Genomic DNA, 16,974 nt, shown 5'->3' with positions numbered 1-16,974 from the left:
CCCGGGGAACCGCCGGGCGGACGAGTGGTGCGACGATGTCCGTGTCGCCTGCCAGTCGCGCCTCGCGGGGGCGGCCACGACCCGACACGGCACGTCGCAGGCGCGCATCCCGGCCGCCGCACTCCGCGGCCCGGGGATGCGCTCGCCCCGTGCAGGGCTCAGATCCCCTGCCCGCCCGAGACCTCGATTCGCTGCGCGTTGACCCAGCGGTTGGCGTCGGTGAGCAGCGAGGCGATCATCGGCCCGATGTCGTCCGGCACGCCCGCGCGGCCGAGCGCGGTGGCGCTGGCGATGTGGGCGTTGAGCTCGGCGTTGTCGCGCACCGCGCCGCCGCCGAAGTCGGTCTCGATCGCGCCGGGCGCGACGCAGTTCACCGCGATGCCGCGTTCGCCCAGCTCCTTGGCGAGGTAGCGCGTGAGCACCTCGACCGCGCCCTTTGCCGACGCGTACGCGGCGTAGCCCGGATACGCGAAGCGGGTGAGTCCGCTGGACAGGTTGACGATGCGGCTGCCGTCGGCCAGCCGCGGCAGCAGCGCCTGGGTGAGGAAGAACACGCCCTTGAGCTGCACGTCGATCAGGCGGTCGAACTGCTCGACCGTGGTCTCGGCGAACGGCGCCATGAGGCCGTGGCCGGCGTTGTTGACCAGGTGGTCGAAGCGGTCGCGCCGCCACGTCCCGCGCAGCGCCGCGTCGACCCGTTCGGCGAAGGCCTCGAAGCCGGACACGTCGCCGGTGTCGAGCGGCAGCGCGACCGCGCGCCGGCCGAGCGCTTCGATCTCGGCGACGACCACCGCGGCCTCGTCGGCCTGGCTGCGGTAGGTGAGGATGACATCGCCGCCGTTGCGGGCGACGGCCAGGGCGGTATTGCGGCCCAAGCCGCGGCTGCCGCCGGTGATGAGGGTGATCTTGCTCACGGGATGCTCCTGATGTCGGTGGGAAGGGTCAGTCACGCGCGGTGACGATCCGGTCGATCTCCCCGCGCCATGCGCGCCGGCAGGCGATGCGCGATCCAGCCGGCGGCCGATCCGATCGCGGTCGCAACGAACAGGTGCAGCCAGCTCGCGACGGTCGGTTCGAGGTGGGCGGCGAACCACGTCACCAGGCCGAGGAAGTAGGCCAGCAGGTTGTTCATCGCCGGCAGGCCGCGCAGGCTCACGACCTGGAACGCGACCACGAGCACTACCAGCGGCAGCGCGACGCCCGGCCCGGTCATCGCCGCCACGCGCGGCAGGGCGAGCGAGGCCAGCAGGCCGATCGCGAGACCCAGGCCGACGCAGCCGAGGTTCTCGAACGTGCTGCGGGTGGTCAGGCCGCGGGTGTAGAACGCGATCCAGCCGACGAACATCGCCCAGACGGGCAAGCCGACGGTCAGGCTCAGCGCCGCCGCCGATGACGCGACGATGGCGGCGATGAGGGTGGTGAGGAAGAACACGCGGGGCGGGGTTCGGGCAGGGCCCATGGGTGCTGTCCGGGTCGGGCGAATGCGAGGGGCCGCGGTCGTGCGGGGGGCCGGCGGGGTGCCTGCGCCGCGATCAGCCGGGTGCAGCGGGCCTGAGCAGGCTTTCCAGCCCGAGGTTGCGGTAGAACTCGCGGCGCACGCGGTCGCCCACGGCGTTCACCGCTTCGGCGCCGTCTTCGCTGGGGTCCACATGCACGCGGAACGGACGCGTGCCATGCGGCAGCTCGACCACGCGCGCGATCGCGGCGGCGACATCGGCCACGTCGGCGTCGTCGGGCTCGAGCGCCTTCAGCCGCTCCAGGATCTGATCGGGCAGCCCGGCATAGGGGCCTTCGTCGTACTCGCGCGCGCGCCCGGCATCGCCGGGCTTGCCGGCGTTGGCGAAGTGGTTGGTGCCCTGCGTATAGGCACCGGGCAGCACGATGGTGGTCTCGATGCCCCAGCGCGAGAGTTCGGTCGCGTAGGAGACCGCGATCGAATCCATCGCCGCCTTCGCCGCGAAGTACGGCGCCAGGTACGGTGGCGTGCCACCGCGCGTGCTGCTCGACCCCACCCACACCAGCAGGCCGCTGCGCTGCGCGCGCAGGTGCGGCAGCGCCGCGCGGTTGACACGCTGGGTACCCACCACGTTGACCTCGTACTGCTCGACGAACTGTTCCGGCGTGAACGCCTCCGTGGGGCCGAACACCATGTGGCCGGCGTTGTGGACCAGCACGTCCAGGCGCCCGGCCTGGTCGAGGACGTGCTGCACGGCGGCGTCGGCCGACGCCTGCGACAGCACGTCGAGCTCGACCGTGCGCAGGTCGACACCGTGTTCGGACGCATGCAACGCGGCCGCGGCGGCCTGCTTCGCGTTGCGCCCGGCGATGTCGCGCATGCTGGCGTAGACGGTGTGCCCGGCCGCGGCCAGGCGGCGCGCGCTCAGCGCACCGAAGCCGGACGAGGCGCCGGTGACCAGGATGGTCGTGCGCGCCTCTCGCGAGGCCTGCATGTGCTCAGTCATGTCTTGATCTCCCGTGTTCAGACCATGCCGCCGTTGGCGCGCAGCACCTGGCCGTTGATCCAGGCGCCGTCGGCGCCGGCGAGGAAGGACACGACCGAGGCGATGTCGTCGGGCGTGCCGAGGCGCTCGAGCGGAGTCATCTTGGCCATGCGCTCGATCAGTTCGGGCGACTTGCCGTCGAGGAACAGGGCGGTGCCCGTCGGACCGGGCGCGACCGCGTTGACCGTGATCGAGCGACCGCGCAGCTCCTTCGCGAGGATCGCGGTCAGCGTCTCGATGGCGGCCTTGGTGGCGGCGTAGGCGCCGTAGGTTTCCAGCTTCAGGCCGACCACGCTGGTGGACAGGCTGACGATGCGCCCGCCGTCGCGCAGTCGCCGCGCCGCCTCGCGCATGGCGTTGAAGCTGCCCTTGAGGTTGATGGCCAGCATGCGGTCGAACACGTCGTCTTCGGTGTCCGACAGCGGCGCGAGCTGCATCACGCCGGCGTTGTTGACCAGCACGTCGATGCCGCCGAAGCGCGCCTCGGCCGCATCGAACATCCGTCGCACGGCGGCGGGATCGGCCACGTCGGCCTTCAGGGCGATGGCCTCGCCACCGGCATCGGCGATGCGCGCGAGGACCTGGTCGGCGTCCTCGCGGCCGCCGGCGTAATTGAGGACCACCGCGTGGCCATCGGCGGCCAGACGCTGCGCGATGGCGGCGCCGATGCCGCGGGAACTGCCGGTGACCAGGGCGACGGGACGGGGCGGGGCTGGCTGGGACATGGGGGACTCCGGGGAAGGGGCGCGCGCCGCGGCGCGCGACCGCGCTGACGGGGGAAGGGCGAGGCCGGGCGTGGCGCCGGGGAAGGCCGGTGGCGCGTGCGCCGCGCCAGGGTTCGCCGGCGCCGCATCGGCATGGTCGGCAGGGGCGGCTTGCGGCGGTCTTACGGGTCGGTTGGGTGTGCGACGACCTTATCCGTTCATCTTTTCCGGATAATCCCCGATAATCCGGCAACTCTATCCGAGAGACCGGACAATGGACCGCATCGACGCCATGCGCGTATTCGCGCGGATCGTGGAGCGCCGCAGCTTCACCCGCGCCGCGGACGACCTGGACCTGCCGCGCGCGACCGTCACCGATGCGATCAAATCGCTCGAGGCGCGGGTGGGCGTGCAGCTGCTGCAGCGGACCACCCGCCAGGTGGCGCCCACGCTCGAGGGCGAGGCGTTCTACGGCCGGTGCCTGCGCCTGATCGCTGACATGGAGGATGCCGAAAGCGCGTTCAGCGCCTCCGCACCCGCCGGGCCGCTGCGCATCGACGTGCACGGCATGCTGGCGCGGCACCTGCTGTTCCCGCGGCTGCCGGACTTCCTGGCGCAGCACCCCGGCATCGAACTGGACGTCAGCGAGGGCGACCGCTACGTCGACCTGGTGCGCGAGGGCGTGGACTGCGCGGTGCGCGTGGGCGAACTGCGCGACAGCGACCTGGTCGCACGCCGGCTGACCACCCTTCCCGAAGCCACCGCGGCCTCGCCCGGCTACTGCGCGCGCCACGGCACCCCGGCCACCATCGACGCGTTGCAGGACGGCCATCTGATGGTGGGCTTCCAGTCGACCTCGACCGGCGGCCTGCTGCCGCTGGAATTCCAGCTCGGCAGCCGCGTGCGCGAGCTGGTGCTGCCCACCCGCGTGCGCGTGGGTGGCGCCGAGTCGTACCTGGGCGCCGCGCTCGCCGGCTTCGGCCTGCTGCAGGCGCCGCGCTACCGGCTGGAGCCGCATTTCGCCGCCGGCGAACTGGTGCCGTTGCTGGCGGCGACCCCGCCCAGGCCCAGCCCGGTCCACATCGTCTACACCCGCACGCGCCTGCCCTCGCCACGTCTGCGCGCGTTCATCGACTGGGCGGCGCGCGAGTTCGGCTGAGTTCGCCGCCGCGCTCGATGCCCGCGACGACATCGCCTGAAGGCGCGCGGGTGCATGCTGGCGCCTTCGCGTGCCCGCACGCGCATGCCTTCCCCCGCTTTCCGAGGAATTCCCCCATGCCCCTGAAAGACCTCCTGCCCCAGCGCGTCGGCTTCGGGACCGCGCCACTTGGGAACATGTTCCGCGACATCCCCGAGGACGAAGCCCGCGCCACGGTCGACGCCGCCTGGGACGACGGCATCCGCTACTTCGACACCGCGCCGCTGTACGGCGCGGGGCTGGCCGAACTGCGCCTGGGCGAGATGCTCTCGGCGCGCCCGCGCGACGAGTACGTGATCAGCACCAAGGTCGGCCGCCTGATCCTCGACGAACGCGAGACCGGCGCACGCGACCAGGGCGAGAAGGGCGGCCTGTTCGAGCACGGCCGGCCCAACCGCGTGGTCAACGACTACTCGCACGACGCCACCCTGCGTTCGCTCGACGACAGCATGCAGCGCCTGCGCACCGACCGCATCGAGATTGCCTGGGTGCACGACGTGGCCCAGGACTTTTACGGCGACGAATGGATCGGCCAGTTCGAACACGCGCGCACCGGCGCGTTCCGCGCGCTCGACCGGCTGCGCGACGAGGGCGTGATCCAGGCCTGGGGCCTGGGCGTGAACAAGGTGGAGGCGATCGAGCTGCTGCTGGACCTGGACGAACCGCGCCCCGACGGCTTCCTGCTGGCCGGCCGCTACACCCTGCTCGACCACGACCTCGCCCTGCAGCGGGTGATGCCGAAGGTGGCCGAACGCGGCCTGGGCATCGTGGTCGGCGGCCCGTACAGCTCCGGGGTGCTGGTGGGCGGGCCGAATTTCGAATACGCACCCGCGCCGCCGCACATCCTCGGCAAGGTAGCGCGGATCAAGGCGATCGCCGACCGCTACGGCGTGAGCATGAAGGCCGCGGGCCTGCAGTTCGCGCTCGCCCATCCGGCGGTGGCCGCGGTGATTCCCGGCGCAAGCCGGCCCGACCGGATCGCCGAGGACCGCGCCGCGCTCGCCGAAACCGTGCCCGACGATTTCTGGCGCGAGCTGCGCGAAGCGCAGCTGGTGCATCCGCTGGCGCCGTTGCCGAGCGACAATTGAGCGCGGCGCCGCGCGGCTCAGCGCGGCCGGCACCAGGACATCGCGCAATAGACGCGCACCCGGGCCCGATGCGGCGGCGGTGGACGAGGCGGATGCCGAGCGACGCCTGTTCCACCATCGGCCGCCCCTGCACCCGGTTGGCCGGCGCCAGCAGCGCTGCGGCGGCGCAGGCATGCGAGCGGGCGAGGCCCGCTTGACTACGGCGTCGCGGACACGGGCGGCTGAAACGCCTGCAGGCCGCCCTGCCACAGCGCGAACGCGTAGATGTCCGTCCATACCTCGTCGAGCTGGCTGCGGCTGGACCCCATGCCGTGGCCGGCCTCGAAATCGATGCGCAGCAGCACCGGTTCGTCGCTGGCAGTGGCGGCGGCCAGGCGCGCGGCGTACTTGGCGCTGTGAAAGGTGGCCGCGCGCGGATCGTTGAGGCCGCTCACCACCAGCGTCGCCGGATAGTCCACGCCCTCGCGGATGTGCTGGTAGGGATCGAGGTCGTACATGGTGCGGAACGAGGCCTCATCCGTGATCGGCCCGCCCCACTCCTCGATGTCGGCGTAGTTCTGCTCGGATACGTAGCGGATCGGATTCATGAAACCAACGTTCGCGATCGCGCCGCTGAACAGGTCGGGGCGTTCGTTGATCGCGCCGCCCAGCATCACCCCGCCGGCGGAGGTGCCGAGCAGCGTGAGCGTGGCCGGCGACCCCACCTTGCCCGCCACCAGCGTCTCCGCCACGTCGATCGCATCGCGCCAGGTGTTGGCCTTGGTGCCGGCCTTGCCGGCGTAGTGCCAGTCGCGGCCGAACTCTCCGCCGCCGCGCACGTTGGCCACCGCGTACACGCCGCCGCGATCGAGGAAGGCGAGCAGGCGCGCGTTGAACCGCGGCGAGGCGGGATAGCCGTAGGAGCCGTAGGCCTCGAGCAGCACCGGCGTACTGGCGTCGGGCGTGGCGCCCTGCTTCATCACGAGGGTGTACGGCACCTGCACGCCGTCGCGCGCGGTGGCCACGCTGCGGCGCGCCTCGTAACCCGCGATGTCGAACGGCGGCGGCGGTACCAGGGTCAGGTCTTCCATGCGGCCGCTGTCCAGGTCCAGGCGGTAGACGGTGAGCGGCGTGAACCAGCCGGTCATCGCCACCAGCACGTGGTCCGCGTGCGTGTCGCCGCGCAGCCACGAGACCTGGCCGTCGAACGGCAGGGCGATGCGCTCGGGCGCCTGCCCGTCGGCGATCCGCCACAGCCCGGACACCGCGCCCTCGAGCGTGCGCACCAGCAGCCCGGTGCGGGTGGGCAGGAACGATTCGATCACCGGATCGCCCGGCAGCGACAGCGCGCGCGCCCGCGCCAGGTCCGGCGCGGTCGCCGAGGTTTCCAGCACGCGGCCACCGGACGCGCCCTGCTTCGACAGCAGGAACATGCGGTCGCCGTGCAGCGCGGCGTCCACAACCAGATCGTCGAAGCCGGCGAAGCGGGTCCACTGCGCCTGGCCGGTCATCGCCGTGTCGGCATCGGCGCGGTACATGGCCATCTCGCTGCGGCCGTCGCGCACGAAGGCCAGCGCGGTGTCGCTGCCCGGATCGAACAGCACCGGCAGGAACTGGGTCGGCGCGGCCTCGATGCCGCCTTCGCCGCGTCGCGCCAGCACCATGTCGGCGGCGTCCGCGCCCACGCGGTGCAGGCGCGGCTCGTTGCCGACGAAGTACCCGGGCGTGCCCGGCTCGCCGACGAACTTGAGATAGCTGAAGGCGCGGCCGTCGGTGGTCCAGCCCATTGCCATCGCGTGCGGGATCGCCGCGGGCAGCAGGGTCGCGCCGGCCACCTCGAGCACCCGCAGGGTGGAATGTTCGGTACCGCGTTTGGACAGCGCCACCAGCACGTGCATGCCGTCGGGTGCGGCGGACCAGGTGTCGAGCACCTGTTCGCCGTCGCCCTGCAGCTGGGTGGGGTCGAGCAGCACGCGCACCGTGCCGTCGGCCTCGCGCACCATCAGCTTGGTGTCCTGCTCGCCGGCGGCGCGGATCTCGTGGAAGACGCGGCCGCCCGCCAGTTCGCTGCGGCCCACGCTGCTCAGTTCTCCCGAGCGTGCGGCCACGTCGGCCAGCAGCGACGCACGCCCCGGCAGCGCCGCGAACACCGTCTGCGTGTGCGCGCCCTGCGCCTTCAGCCACGGCAGCCATTCCGGATCCTTGCCGCTCTCCATCCAGCGGTACGGGTCGGTGACGCGGGTGCCGTAGTAGTCGTCGACCACCGGCTCGACCTTCGCGACGGGCGGCTGGGCGACGGCCAGGCAGGGAACCAGCAGGGCGAGCAGGCACAGCGGTCGCGACAGGCGGACATGGGGCATCAGGGCTCTCCGGATCGGGACGAAACGCAAGGTGCGGGGTGCCTGGTTTTGAACGCGAAAAGCGCCGACGAACCGACAGGCACACCATTGCGGTCCCCTGCCGGATGCGGCGAATTCGGGTTCCGGCCACGCATGCCGGTCCCGTAGCCCGGGTCAGCAAAGCGCACCCGGCTGCCGCTGCCAGGCCACACGACGAGCGCCCCCGCTCCGGCACAACGGAGCGCCGCCGCCCTCAGAACGACGCGGGCTCGGATCGTGCTCCGATGTCTCCGTCTCGCCGGATGTGGCCTGCGGCCGTATCCGGGCGACGCGTCTGATCGCGCCGGGCCCCGCATCCGTCAGTCCAACGCCTGCTCCAGCGCCGCCAGCATCTTCGCCCAGGCCTGGCGGCTGCTGTCCTCGTACTCGCGCCAGGCCGGATCCATTTCGGCGGTGAGCGTGAGTTCGCAGCCGTCGTCGAGCGCGCGGAAGTCCAGCGTGATGCGGTCCTCGTCGGGCGAGACGGCGGGAATGCCGAAGGTGAACACCAGCCGGTGCGGACGGTCGATCTCCAGGTAGCGGCCGCAGTGCTCGACATCGCCATCGGCGCGGCGGTCGACCATGACGAAGCGGCCGCCTACGCGCGGGTCGAGTTCGCAGCGCACCAGACCGCCGGTCTCGGCGGAGAACATGAAGCGCGCGACGGTGGCGGGGTCCAGCCAGGCATCGAACACGCGTGCGGCTGGATGCGCGTAGCGGTGGGTGACGCGGATCAGGATCGGCGCGGTCATGCGGGCTCCTTCAGTCGGGCGATGCGGAATCGAGGACCCGGGCGAGGCGCTCGAGGCGCCCGCTCCACTGGGCGGTGCGGGCGTGCATCCACGCCGCGGCGTCCTCGATCGGCCGCGGGTCGATCCGCAGCAGGTGTTCGCGCCCCACGCGGCGGCGCCGCACCAGGCGCGCGCGCTCGAGGATGCGGATGTGCTTGGAGACCGAGTTGAGCGAGATCGCGAACGGCGCGGCCACGTCGGTCACGCGCGCCTCGCCGCGCGCGAGGCGCTCCAGGATCGCGCGCCGCACCGGATCGGCGAAGGCGATCAGCACATTGTCGCGGGCGTCGTGCTTCAACATTCACCCATCTTGGTGAATGTTATCAGGCATGTCAATCGGACGCGTGTGGGGCCGAACTTCGATATCGGGCGCTTGGCGGGTGAACGCAGGCGCCCGCAGCGACCGAATCGCGTCGGGCGCGCCGAGCGCCTGCGCGGTGCCGGCACGCCCCTGACGCCAACCGTCAGGACAGGCGCACGAGGCATCGATCCTGCAGCGCGCCCATCGCTTGCGGCGCGCGCCTCGCGGACTCGGACAGGGTCGCCGCAGACGCGCAGGCCTCGGGTGGCCTAGGTCGCCCCGGATCCGGCGTGCAGCGTGCGCGTCAGTCGTCGCCGTCCGGCGGACGCAGCATCTCGCCGGTCCGCTCGCGCGCCTTCCAGGCCTCGTATTCGGCGCGTGTGATGGTGCCGTCGGGCACGGTGTCGATCTCGCCGAAACGCTCCTGCAGGTCGGCGTGCCGGGACAGGTCGACCCGCCGCACGCTGCCGTCGCCGCGCGCGTTGATCTCCTCGTAGCCGGGCGTGCGGTCGCCGCCGAACTCCCGCGTCGCCGTGCCCGGCGGTTGCCCCGGGATACGCGTGGTGGGCACCTGCGGCTGCACCAGCGGCCGGGTGGGCTCCGCGAGCGGCCGCACCGGCTGCGTCAGCGGACGCGTCGGCTGCGCGAGCGGACGCGCGGATTGGCCGAGCGGCCGGGCCGGCTGTGCCACCGGTCGCACGGGCTGCACGGCAGGGCGCGCCGGTGGCGTCGGTTGCGCACCCTCGCTGCCGGTACCAGCGCGCTGTTGAGCGTACGCGACGCCGGTGGAGAGGGCGATGGCCATGGCCGTCAGTGCGAACGCGTGGATGGTCATCATGTCGGTTGTCCTCTCCGGATTCGGGCACACGACTCGAACGCCGTGACGCCGGATCGGCCGCCCGCGTGGCCGCCCTGCGCATGCAGGAGACCACACCGGGGATTCGCATCCCGTGCGGACACGCCGGCCGCGGCCTCACGCCGTCTTACCGTCCGGGTACGGATCGGAAGTGGCTGCATGGGCGGCGCGCAATGCGCCACGCCTGATGCACGGAGCCGGGCCACCGCGCTGTGGAATGCGCGTGCGGGCGCATGCAGGCGAGCGGGATTCCGCTGCGGCGTCCGATTCCATCGCGCCTGCGCCGGGCGGCGACGCACGCGTCCATCGCCTGAACCCGCGAACCGTTGCGCGCTCCCGCCAGCCATCGGCACGTGCCCGACACGCCCGCGGCCATGGACGCATTAGCATGTCATACGCACCCGCCCGTGCGACCACGCGCGCGGCCGCTGCGCCCCACCTGCCCGCGGATCCCATGACCATGGCCACGCCCGACCCCGAATTCGACCCGGACGACAACTACACCGGCGACGCCGATCGCATGGACCTGGACGAGGACCTCTCGGCCGAGGCCCTGGTCTGGCAGCTGCTGCTGCTCGTCAATCCCGGCGACGAGGACGCGGCGCTGCAGCAGTTCGGCGCGTTCCAGGAAGCGCTCGACGGCGGCGATGCGGAGGACGTCGACGTAGCGTGGGTGCTGAAGGACGTGATCGACTGGAAGTCCGGCTTCCACATCGAGGAGACCGATCCCGGCGCCCTGATCGACTGTCTCGCCGAACTGGCCGCGCGCTTCGGCATCACCTTCGACTGGGGCGTGGAAGACCCGACCGACGACGCCTTCCTCGCGCAGGCGTCGACCGATGCCCTGCTCGAGACCGCGCACGACCAGCTGCGCCTGGACGGCTACAGCCTGTGGACCTGGGAGACCGGCACGGACGCGCGCGCCGGCTGGATGACGCTGGCCGGCGACGACGAAGGCATGCGCGTGGTCGCCTCCGCACTGGGCATCGAGGTGCGGCTGGCGGGCACCTGAGCGCATGGCCCGCCCGGATCGGCCCTTGGAACGGCGATGGCGCGTGCGGACTCAGCCGCACCACTGCCGTTCGCACGGGACGCCGTCGCAGTTGCCGTCCATCTTCGTGTCCGGGCAATGCCGCAGGAAATAGGTCGCCTCCTCGCAGGAGCGCATCTGCGAGCAATGGGTGCGGCCATCGCAGGTGAAGCCGGACACGACCTCCGGCCGCCCGGGTGCGACCGCGGGCGCGGATGACGTCGTGAGGGCCGGGCGCGGCGGCGCCCCGGCACGCGCGTCATTCGACCTGAAGTGGCGCCAGCCGCCCCAGGCGGCGACCGCAAGGATCAACAGCACGACGAGCGTCTTCATGACGGATCTCCCGGAGTGGCGACTGCGATGGTCGAAACCCGCGGCCGGTCAGCGCGTGCCGCGGCAGGCGGGAAAGCTCGCGCAGCCCCAGAACGTGGCGGCGGTGAAACGGTTGATGCGGCTGACCATGGCCGCGCCGCAGCGCGGGCAGTCGGGCGTGGTCTCGGCGGCGAGCGCGGGCGGATCGTCCGGGGCCGCGTCGTCCTGGGCAGCGGATGCGGCGGTCGTGGCCGCAGCGCGGGCACGGTCGGCGGCCGGCGCGCTGGCTGGCGTGCCCGGAGCGCCACCGGGCGCCACCCGGGTCGCGCCCGGCGGCGTCGCCTGCACCCCGCGGATCATCGCCAGCAGGGTGTCGCCGTCGATCAGCGCGATCGGCTTGGCGGCCGCGAAGCGTGCCGCATCGCGGCTGAAGCCGCCCAGCGCGGCGATGCGCACGGCGTGGGCGCGGTGATGGACCAGCAGGCCCATCATTTCGCGCACCACGTTGACCGGCACCTTGCGCCGGCGCCACTGCTTGCACTGCACCAGCGTGCGCCGGTCGTCCTTGCGCAGCACCAGGTCGATGCCGCCGTCGGCGCCGCCGAGTCCGCTTTCTTCCACCACGTACCCCTGGCGGCGGAAAGCCTCGCCGACCAGGCGCTCGAAGTCGCGCCAGCCCAGCGCGGCCACTGAATCCAGTCCGGTCTGCGCGTCCAGCAGCGTCCGTCTCCGCCTGGCGGCGGCGAACGACGCCAGCGAGGCCAGGGCGCACGCGGCGAGGACCAGCCAGGCCAGCGGGGCGAACGGATTGCCGTGTGCGAAGAGCTGGCCGAACGCGCCGCCGCCATCCGCGAACCATGCCGGCAGCCCATGGCGGAGCAGTGCGAAGCCCGCGATGCCGGCCGCCAGCGCCACTGGCCAAGGCAGCCTGGCCAGCGTCCCGAGCGCGCTACCCCTTCCGCGTCCCATGCGGACCCCCGTCACATTTTTCCCCGGCGGCGACGATAGCGCGCCGGCGCACCGGACGGAAGACAGGGCGGCCTCCGCACCGGGACTCCCGGCACCGGCGCGCACAGCCGGCGCGGTTGCGCGCGTGCGGCGGAGCCCCGGTTCATCGCGCCTCCCGGGCCGTCCGGCGATGCTGTGGCCTCGCCACGATGGATGAGCCGCCCATGTCCCTGCTGTTCGCGCTGTGCCTGATTGCCCTGGCCTGGGGGCTGGGCGCGCTGCAGCTGTGGCCGCACGCGCGATGGGCGGGCGCGGTGCTGCCGTGGCTGGGGGGCGCGCTGGCGGTGGCGTTCTTCGCCTGCCTGGGGCTGGGCCTCTGGGGGCTGGTCGAGGCGGGGCGCTGGGGCTCGCCGTCGGTGGCGCAGGCGGTCCACGGCCTGCTGGGCGAGGGCTCGTGGCTGATGCGCCGCTCCGGATGGGGGGCGCTGAACCGGGCGGCGAACGTGTACCTCAACCTGGATGTCGCGTGGACGCTGCTGGTGCTGTGCTTCGCGGTGCTGCACGGGCTGGTGCACTGGGCCGGCGTGGCCGAGCGCCGGCGGCAGGCGCAGGTGCGACGGCGCTGACGTGCGTGCGGAAGCGCGGGCCATGCGGCCGCCTTCCGGTGGGAGGGCCGATGCGGCACGCTGCGTCCGCATTCACGCGCGCCCTTCGCGTTTCGGCGGCGAGCATCGCGGGGTAGCGCCGATGGGTGTTGCTACCATGCATCGCGTGTCCCGCTCCAACCGATGCACGTGACGCGACTGTTCCCGATCGGCCTCGCCCTGCTGCTGGCCGCCTGCAGCCGGCCTCCCGTTCCCGGAGACGCCACCGCCGCACCGACACTCGCTGCACCCGACGCCCCGGCGATCGCGCACGTGGTGGCGGTGCATCCGGGCACCGAACTGCTGCACGTCATCAACTACCTGGCGCGCGTGTACGGCCCGCCGGTGCGCGAGTACGACTATCGCCGCGACGTGGACGCATGGTTCGGCCACCTGCGCGATCACCCCGCGGTGGTGCATGCGCGCACGCTGCCGTACAACGACTTCGCCGAGCTGGGCTGGGCGCTCGAGTTCCCCGGCCCCAGGCTGGCGGAACCGGAGGGCTTCGCCCACCTGGGCCTGATCAGGGACGAGGCCTACCTGCGCGAGTACCTGCGGCTGGCGGTCGAGTTCGCGAAGGACTCGGATTTCGCCGGCTTCTTCGCCGCCCACGAGGCCGAGTACGCGCGCTGGGTGGCGCAGTTCGAGGCGCGGCTGGACGCGGCCGACCCGTTGCCCGAACTCGCCGATTTCTACGGCACCGGGCTGGACAAGACGCTGTACTTCTCGATCTCGCCGCTGGGCGTGGTGCTCAAGGCCAACATCGTGATCGACGAGGTGGCGCCGCGGCACGCCGGCTACGGCCCGATCCTGGTGCCGTTCGACCCGCGGTTCCTGCCCGAGGGCCCGACCGATGCCGCGCGCTTCGACTATGCCGACGAACCCCTGGCCAACGCGGTCTGGCACGAAGCCACCCACATCGCGCTGGAGCAGTTCGCCGAGGGCCAGCGCGAGGTGCTGATGGCCATCGACTACGCCGACGACTTCTCCCGCCAGTTCAAGGTGTTCGAGGATCCGCGGCTGGACACCTATTTCTTCGTGCACGAAGTGCTGTCGGATGCGGTGGCGATCCACCTCAAGGGCGAACGTTTCGGCAGCACGTCGGCGGAGACACACCTCGCGCAGAACGAGGCGATGGGCGGCACGCTGTACCGGCCAGTGGTCGAGCATTTTCGCGATGCGTACGCGCCCGGCCGCCACGAACGCGATTTCCGCGCCTACCTGCCGGCCCTGGCCGGCTTCATCAGCAGCGTCGACGACGAGGCCCCATGACCCTTACGCATTCCTTCGCCATGCGATTCCTGCCGCTCCCGCGCCTGCTGGCCGCGGGCCTTGCCGCCACGCTGCTGCTGGCCGGCCCGGTCGCTGCGGCGGACGCCAGACCGATCCGCATCCTGCTGCTGGGGACCTTCCACATGCACAACCCCGGCCAGGACGCGGTCAACATCGACAGCGACGACGTCCTGGCGCCGCGCCGCCAGGCCGAGCTGGAAGCGCTGGCCGACGCGCTGCTGGCGTTCGCGCCCACCAAGGTGGCGGTGGAAGCGCGCACCGGCGGCACCGACCTGGTGTGGCCGGAGCCGCTGGATCCCGATGCGCTGCGTACCGACCGCAACGAGATTGTCCAGGTGGCGCAGCGGCTGGCGATGAAGGCCGGCATCAAGCGCCTGCACGCGGTGGACGTGACCGGCGAGTTCGACCTGGATCCGCTGCGCGCGGTGACCGCGGCGCGTGGCGCGCGCGAGATGCGCGAGACCATGGCCGAGGGCGCCGAAGTGGGCCGGCAGATGGGCGAACGGCTCACCACGCTTTCGATCCCGGGCTACCTGGACTGGCTCAACAGCGATGCGATGATCGAGGCCAACCATCGCATGTACCGGCGCTGGCTGCGGGTATCCGGCGACGGCCAGTACCCCGGCGCGAAGCTGGTGACCGACTGGTACGCGCGCAACATGCAGATCTGCGCGCGCATCCTGCAGGTGGCGCAGCCCGGCGACAACATCGTGGTGCTGTACGGCGTGGGCCACGTGTACTGGCTGCGCGAGTGCATGACCGGGCTGGATGACGTGGAGGTGGTGCATCCGTCGCGGTACCTGCAGGCGGCGGACAGGGCCCGCGGGGCGGGTTGATTCGGAGGTTCGGCGCCGCGCCACCGTACGCAGCGTCGGTCCGCAGCGAGGCCTTCGCGCCGCCGGACCGGCCACCACGTAGCCCGGGTAAGGCGAAGCCGCACCGGGGAAGGCGGCCGACGTCATCCCGCACCGGCGCGAGCGATCCGCACCAGGACTCGGCGGCGAATCCCGGATGCGCCCTGCGGGCTTATCCGGGCTACGACTGGCCCTGTTTCCGGGCGGTCATTGCCGGCCGACTTCAGCAAAGATCCTTTTCAACTCGGTGAACGATTCGTCCTGCGCGAGTGCGACATGGCTGGCGTCGTTCGAAATTCTCCATTCGCACTTCGGCAACCGGGAAGCGAGGTCTGCGATGCTCTCGACGGGCGCGTTCTCGTCGCCTTCGCCATGATGGACGTAGACCATCGGTGCGTTGGCATACGGAATCGAGTCCCACGACCCCAGGAGCACCTTGAAGTCGCCCCAGGCGCCGTGGGCCAGGTCACGGGGCACGCCCCAAGTGCCGAGCGCCTGCATTGCATCCTCGTAGCTGTTGCCGCGGAACAGCTCGAGCAGCTGGAGCGTCGGCGGCGAGGTCACCGTCCGGGTGAACGTCTCCGGCGTGCCCATCGACGCCAGCAGATAGCACCCCCGCACACGGTCCGGAGCGTTGGCCGCCAGGTGGAGCGCGAATGGCCCGCCGCCGCTGCCCCCCATCGCATGGCAGCTGCCGATGCCGATGGATTCCAGGTACTGCAGGGTGTGCCGGGTGCAGACATCGAATGAAGGCTCGCAGTCGGCACGGTCGTACCAGGGGCGCGTCGGGCAGATCAGCCGTACGTTCGACCGGGTCGCCAGTTCGGAGAACTCGCTCCCGGATTCGCCTCGCTGCGGCGTCCCCATGAAGAACACGAGGGGCTCGCCTCCGCCGCGCCCGAACTCATGAAACTCCATGCGTATCCTCCCGGATTCCTGCGTCACAAGCGATTCGGTCCGACGGACAGGCGCCGGGAAGCGGGGCCGGCCTGGGCGAGCCGTCGGCTTGCGCCGATGCGCTCCGCCGTTCGCGCCCGCACCCTACCAGCAAAGCCGTCGCCGGACACGTCGCAAGAGAAGTCCCGGCCACTCCCCGGATCTGGCTGACGTCACCCTCGGTCGGCTGGAAGCCGGGCATGATCCGGTTTCCGGCTGCCTGCGTGCCGTATCGCAGGTTATCCGGGCTCGCCGAACGTGCGCACGTGCTCCACCAGCGCGCGCAGCTTGCGCGGCTGGTTGTGGCGGTTGGGGAAGTAGAGGAAGAAGCCGGCAAACGGCGGCAGGTAGTCCTGCAGCATCGGCACCAGGCGTCCGGCGCGGATCCAGTCCCGGAAATTCTCCTCCAGGCCGAACGTGATCCCGCCGCCGGACAGCGCCGTGGTCAGCATCACGCGCAGGTCGTTGGTGGTGACCTGCGGATCCACGTCGACCGCGAACTCGCGCCCATCTTCGCTGAACTCCCAGCGATAGGGCGCAGTCTCCGGCGCGGGACGCCAGCCGATGCAGCGGTGGTGCACGAGCTCGCGCGGATGCCGCGGCAGGCCGTGCGCCTCGACGTAGGCGGGCGCGGCCACCGCCAGCTGCCGCTGCGGGCCGCTGAACGGCACCGCCACCATGTCCTGCTCGATCACCTCGCCCAGCTGCACGCCGGCATCGAAGCCGGCGGCGACCAGATCCACCGGAGCGTCGGTCACGGTGACATCCAGGGTGATGCCCGGATACGCCTGGGCGAAGGCGGCCACGAACGGGCCGGACAGGAACCGTTCGGCGATCGACGACACGCTGACCCGCAGCAGGCCGCGCGGCGGGCCGTCGTCGACCGCCTCATCGAGCGCGGCGCCGACCGTGCGCAGCGGCGCGGCGACCTGCGCATGCAGGCGTTCGCCCGCCTCGGTGAGCCGGACGCTGCGGGTGGTGCGCTGGACCAGGGCCACGCCCAGCGTGTCCTCGAGTCGGCGGATGCCCTGGCTGACGGCCGAGCGGGTGACGCCCAGCGCGTCGGCGGCGGCGCGGAAGCTGCCCGCCTCGGCGACGGCGAGGAACAGGCGCAGGAGGTTGAGGTCGGGCGACATTGGTTAGCAAGTCTAACCAGTGCAA

General features: G+C 71.9%; 18 protein-coding genes. 6 read left to right on the top strand and 12 right to left on the bottom strand.

Annotated features, from left to right (window positions below; translation table 11 throughout):
- Positions 1-158 precede the first annotated feature (158 nt).
- From QFW80_RS10050 to QFW80_RS10035, 4 genes are all read right to left on the bottom strand, one after another.
- Positions 159-914 carry an SDR family NAD(P)-dependent oxidoreductase gene (locus QFW80_RS10050; protein WP_280601727.1) on the bottom strand — a complete coding sequence of 252 codons (756 nt, stop codon included), beginning with the start codon at positions 912-914 and terminating at the stop codon, positions 159-161.
- Between the two features lie 32 nt (positions 915-946).
- Entirely contained in the window at positions 947-1,459 is a 513-nt protein-coding gene (locus QFW80_RS10045) for a DUF1097 domain-containing protein (RefSeq protein WP_280601726.1), read from the bottom strand.
- Positions 1,460-1,532: 73 nt separating this feature from the next.
- A complete protein-coding gene (locus QFW80_RS10040) occupies positions 1,533-2,462 on the bottom strand; it encodes an SDR family NAD(P)-dependent oxidoreductase (protein WP_280601725.1) in 930 nt (309 codons plus the stop codon).
- A 17-nt stretch (positions 2,463-2,479) separates the two neighbouring features.
- A complete protein-coding gene (locus QFW80_RS10035; RefSeq protein ID WP_280601724.1) occupies positions 2,480-3,226 on the bottom strand; it encodes an SDR family oxidoreductase in 747 nt (248 codons plus the stop codon).
- A gap of 253 nt (positions 3,227-3,479) precedes the next feature.
- Between QFW80_RS10035 and QFW80_RS10030 the strand changes: the two genes are divergently transcribed.
- The gene (locus QFW80_RS10030; RefSeq protein ID WP_280601723.1) at positions 3,480-4,364 is read left to right on the top strand and encodes a LysR family transcriptional regulator; all 885 of its coding nucleotides are present in this window, start codon (positions 3,480-3,482) and stop codon (positions 4,362-4,364) included.
- A gap of 116 nt (positions 4,365-4,480) precedes the next feature.
- Positions 4,481-5,491, top strand: coding sequence for an aldo/keto reductase (locus tag QFW80_RS10025; protein ID WP_280601721.1), 1,011 nt, complete (start codon positions 4,481-4,483; stop codon positions 5,489-5,491).
- Positions 5,492-5,688: 197 nt separating this feature from the next.
- Here the strand turns inward: QFW80_RS10025 and QFW80_RS10020 are convergent, their stop codons facing one another.
- From QFW80_RS10020 to QFW80_RS10005, 4 genes are all read right to left on the bottom strand, one after another.
- Entirely contained in the window at positions 5,689-7,830 is a 2,142-nt protein-coding gene (locus QFW80_RS10020) for a prolyl oligopeptidase family serine peptidase (RefSeq protein ID WP_280601720.1), read from the bottom strand.
- A 338-nt stretch (positions 7,831-8,168) separates the two neighbouring features.
- Positions 8,169-8,600 (bottom strand): SRPBCC family protein, encoded by a 432-nt coding sequence (locus QFW80_RS10015; protein WP_280601719.1) that lies wholly within the window; start codon positions 8,598-8,600, stop codon positions 8,169-8,171.
- Positions 8,601-8,610: 10 nt separating this feature from the next.
- The gene (locus QFW80_RS10010) at positions 8,611-8,940 is read right to left on the bottom strand and encodes a metalloregulator ArsR/SmtB family transcription factor (protein ID WP_280601717.1); all 330 of its coding nucleotides are present in this window, start codon (positions 8,938-8,940) and stop codon (positions 8,611-8,613) included.
- Positions 8,941-9,244: 304 nt separating this feature from the next.
- Positions 9,245-9,778, bottom strand: coding sequence for a hypothetical protein (locus QFW80_RS10005; RefSeq protein WP_280601716.1), 534 nt, complete (start codon positions 9,776-9,778; stop codon positions 9,245-9,247).
- Positions 9,779-10,184: 406 nt separating this feature from the next.
- On the opposite strand from QFW80_RS10005, the gene QFW80_RS10000 reads away from it, so the two are divergent.
- The gene (locus tag QFW80_RS10000; protein ID WP_280601714.1) at positions 10,185-10,808 is read left to right on the top strand and encodes a DUF6630 family protein; all 624 of its coding nucleotides are present in this window, start codon (positions 10,185-10,187) and stop codon (positions 10,806-10,808) included.
- Between the two features lie 51 nt (positions 10,809-10,859).
- Here QFW80_RS10000 and QFW80_RS09995 read toward each other — a convergent pair whose 3' ends face one another.
- On the bottom strand, positions 10,860-11,159 hold the full coding sequence (locus QFW80_RS09995; protein WP_280601713.1) for an excalibur calcium-binding domain-containing protein: 300 nt from the start codon (positions 11,157-11,159) through the stop codon (positions 10,860-10,862).
- Between the two features lie 48 nt (positions 11,160-11,207).
- Positions 11,208-12,107, bottom strand: a complete 900-nt coding sequence (locus QFW80_RS09990; protein WP_280601712.1) for a restriction endonuclease — start codon at positions 12,105-12,107, stop codon at positions 11,208-11,210.
- Between the two features lie 203 nt (positions 12,108-12,310).
- Between QFW80_RS09990 and QFW80_RS09985 the strand changes: the two genes are divergently transcribed.
- The 3 genes from QFW80_RS09985 (at position 12,311) to QFW80_RS09975 (ending at position 14,859) form a co-directional block, all read left to right on the top strand.
- The gene (locus tag QFW80_RS09985; RefSeq protein ID WP_280601711.1) at positions 12,311-12,712 is read left to right on the top strand and encodes a hypothetical protein; all 402 of its coding nucleotides are present in this window, start codon (positions 12,311-12,313) and stop codon (positions 12,710-12,712) included.
- 168 nt (positions 12,713-12,880) lie between these two features.
- Entirely contained in the window at positions 12,881-14,002 is a 1,122-nt protein-coding gene (locus tag QFW80_RS09980; RefSeq protein ID WP_280601710.1) for a DUF4932 domain-containing protein, read from the top strand.
- Between the two features lie 20 nt (positions 14,003-14,022).
- Positions 14,023-14,859 (top strand): DUF5694 domain-containing protein, encoded by an 837-nt coding sequence (locus QFW80_RS09975; RefSeq protein WP_280601708.1) that lies wholly within the window; start codon positions 14,023-14,025, stop codon positions 14,857-14,859.
- Positions 14,860-15,084: 225 nt separating this feature from the next.
- Here the strand turns inward: QFW80_RS09975 and QFW80_RS09970 are convergent, their stop codons facing one another.
- Positions 15,085-15,795: an alpha/beta fold hydrolase gene (locus QFW80_RS09970; protein ID WP_280601706.1), complete on the bottom strand. Its 711-nt coding sequence runs from the start codon at positions 15,793-15,795 to the stop codon at positions 15,085-15,087.
- Between the two features lie 257 nt (positions 15,796-16,052).
- On the bottom strand, positions 16,053-16,949 hold the full coding sequence (locus QFW80_RS09965) for a LysR family transcriptional regulator (RefSeq protein WP_280601704.1): 897 nt from the start codon (positions 16,947-16,949) through the stop codon (positions 16,053-16,055).
- Positions 16,950-16,974 lie beyond the last annotated feature (25 nt).

Source organism: Luteimonas rhizosphaericola, assembly GCF_029888045.1.
GTDB lineage: Bacteria > Pseudomonadota > Gammaproteobacteria > Xanthomonadales > Xanthomonadaceae > Luteimonas > Luteimonas rhizosphaericola.
This window is presented reverse-complemented; position numbering and strand designations above follow the sequence as displayed.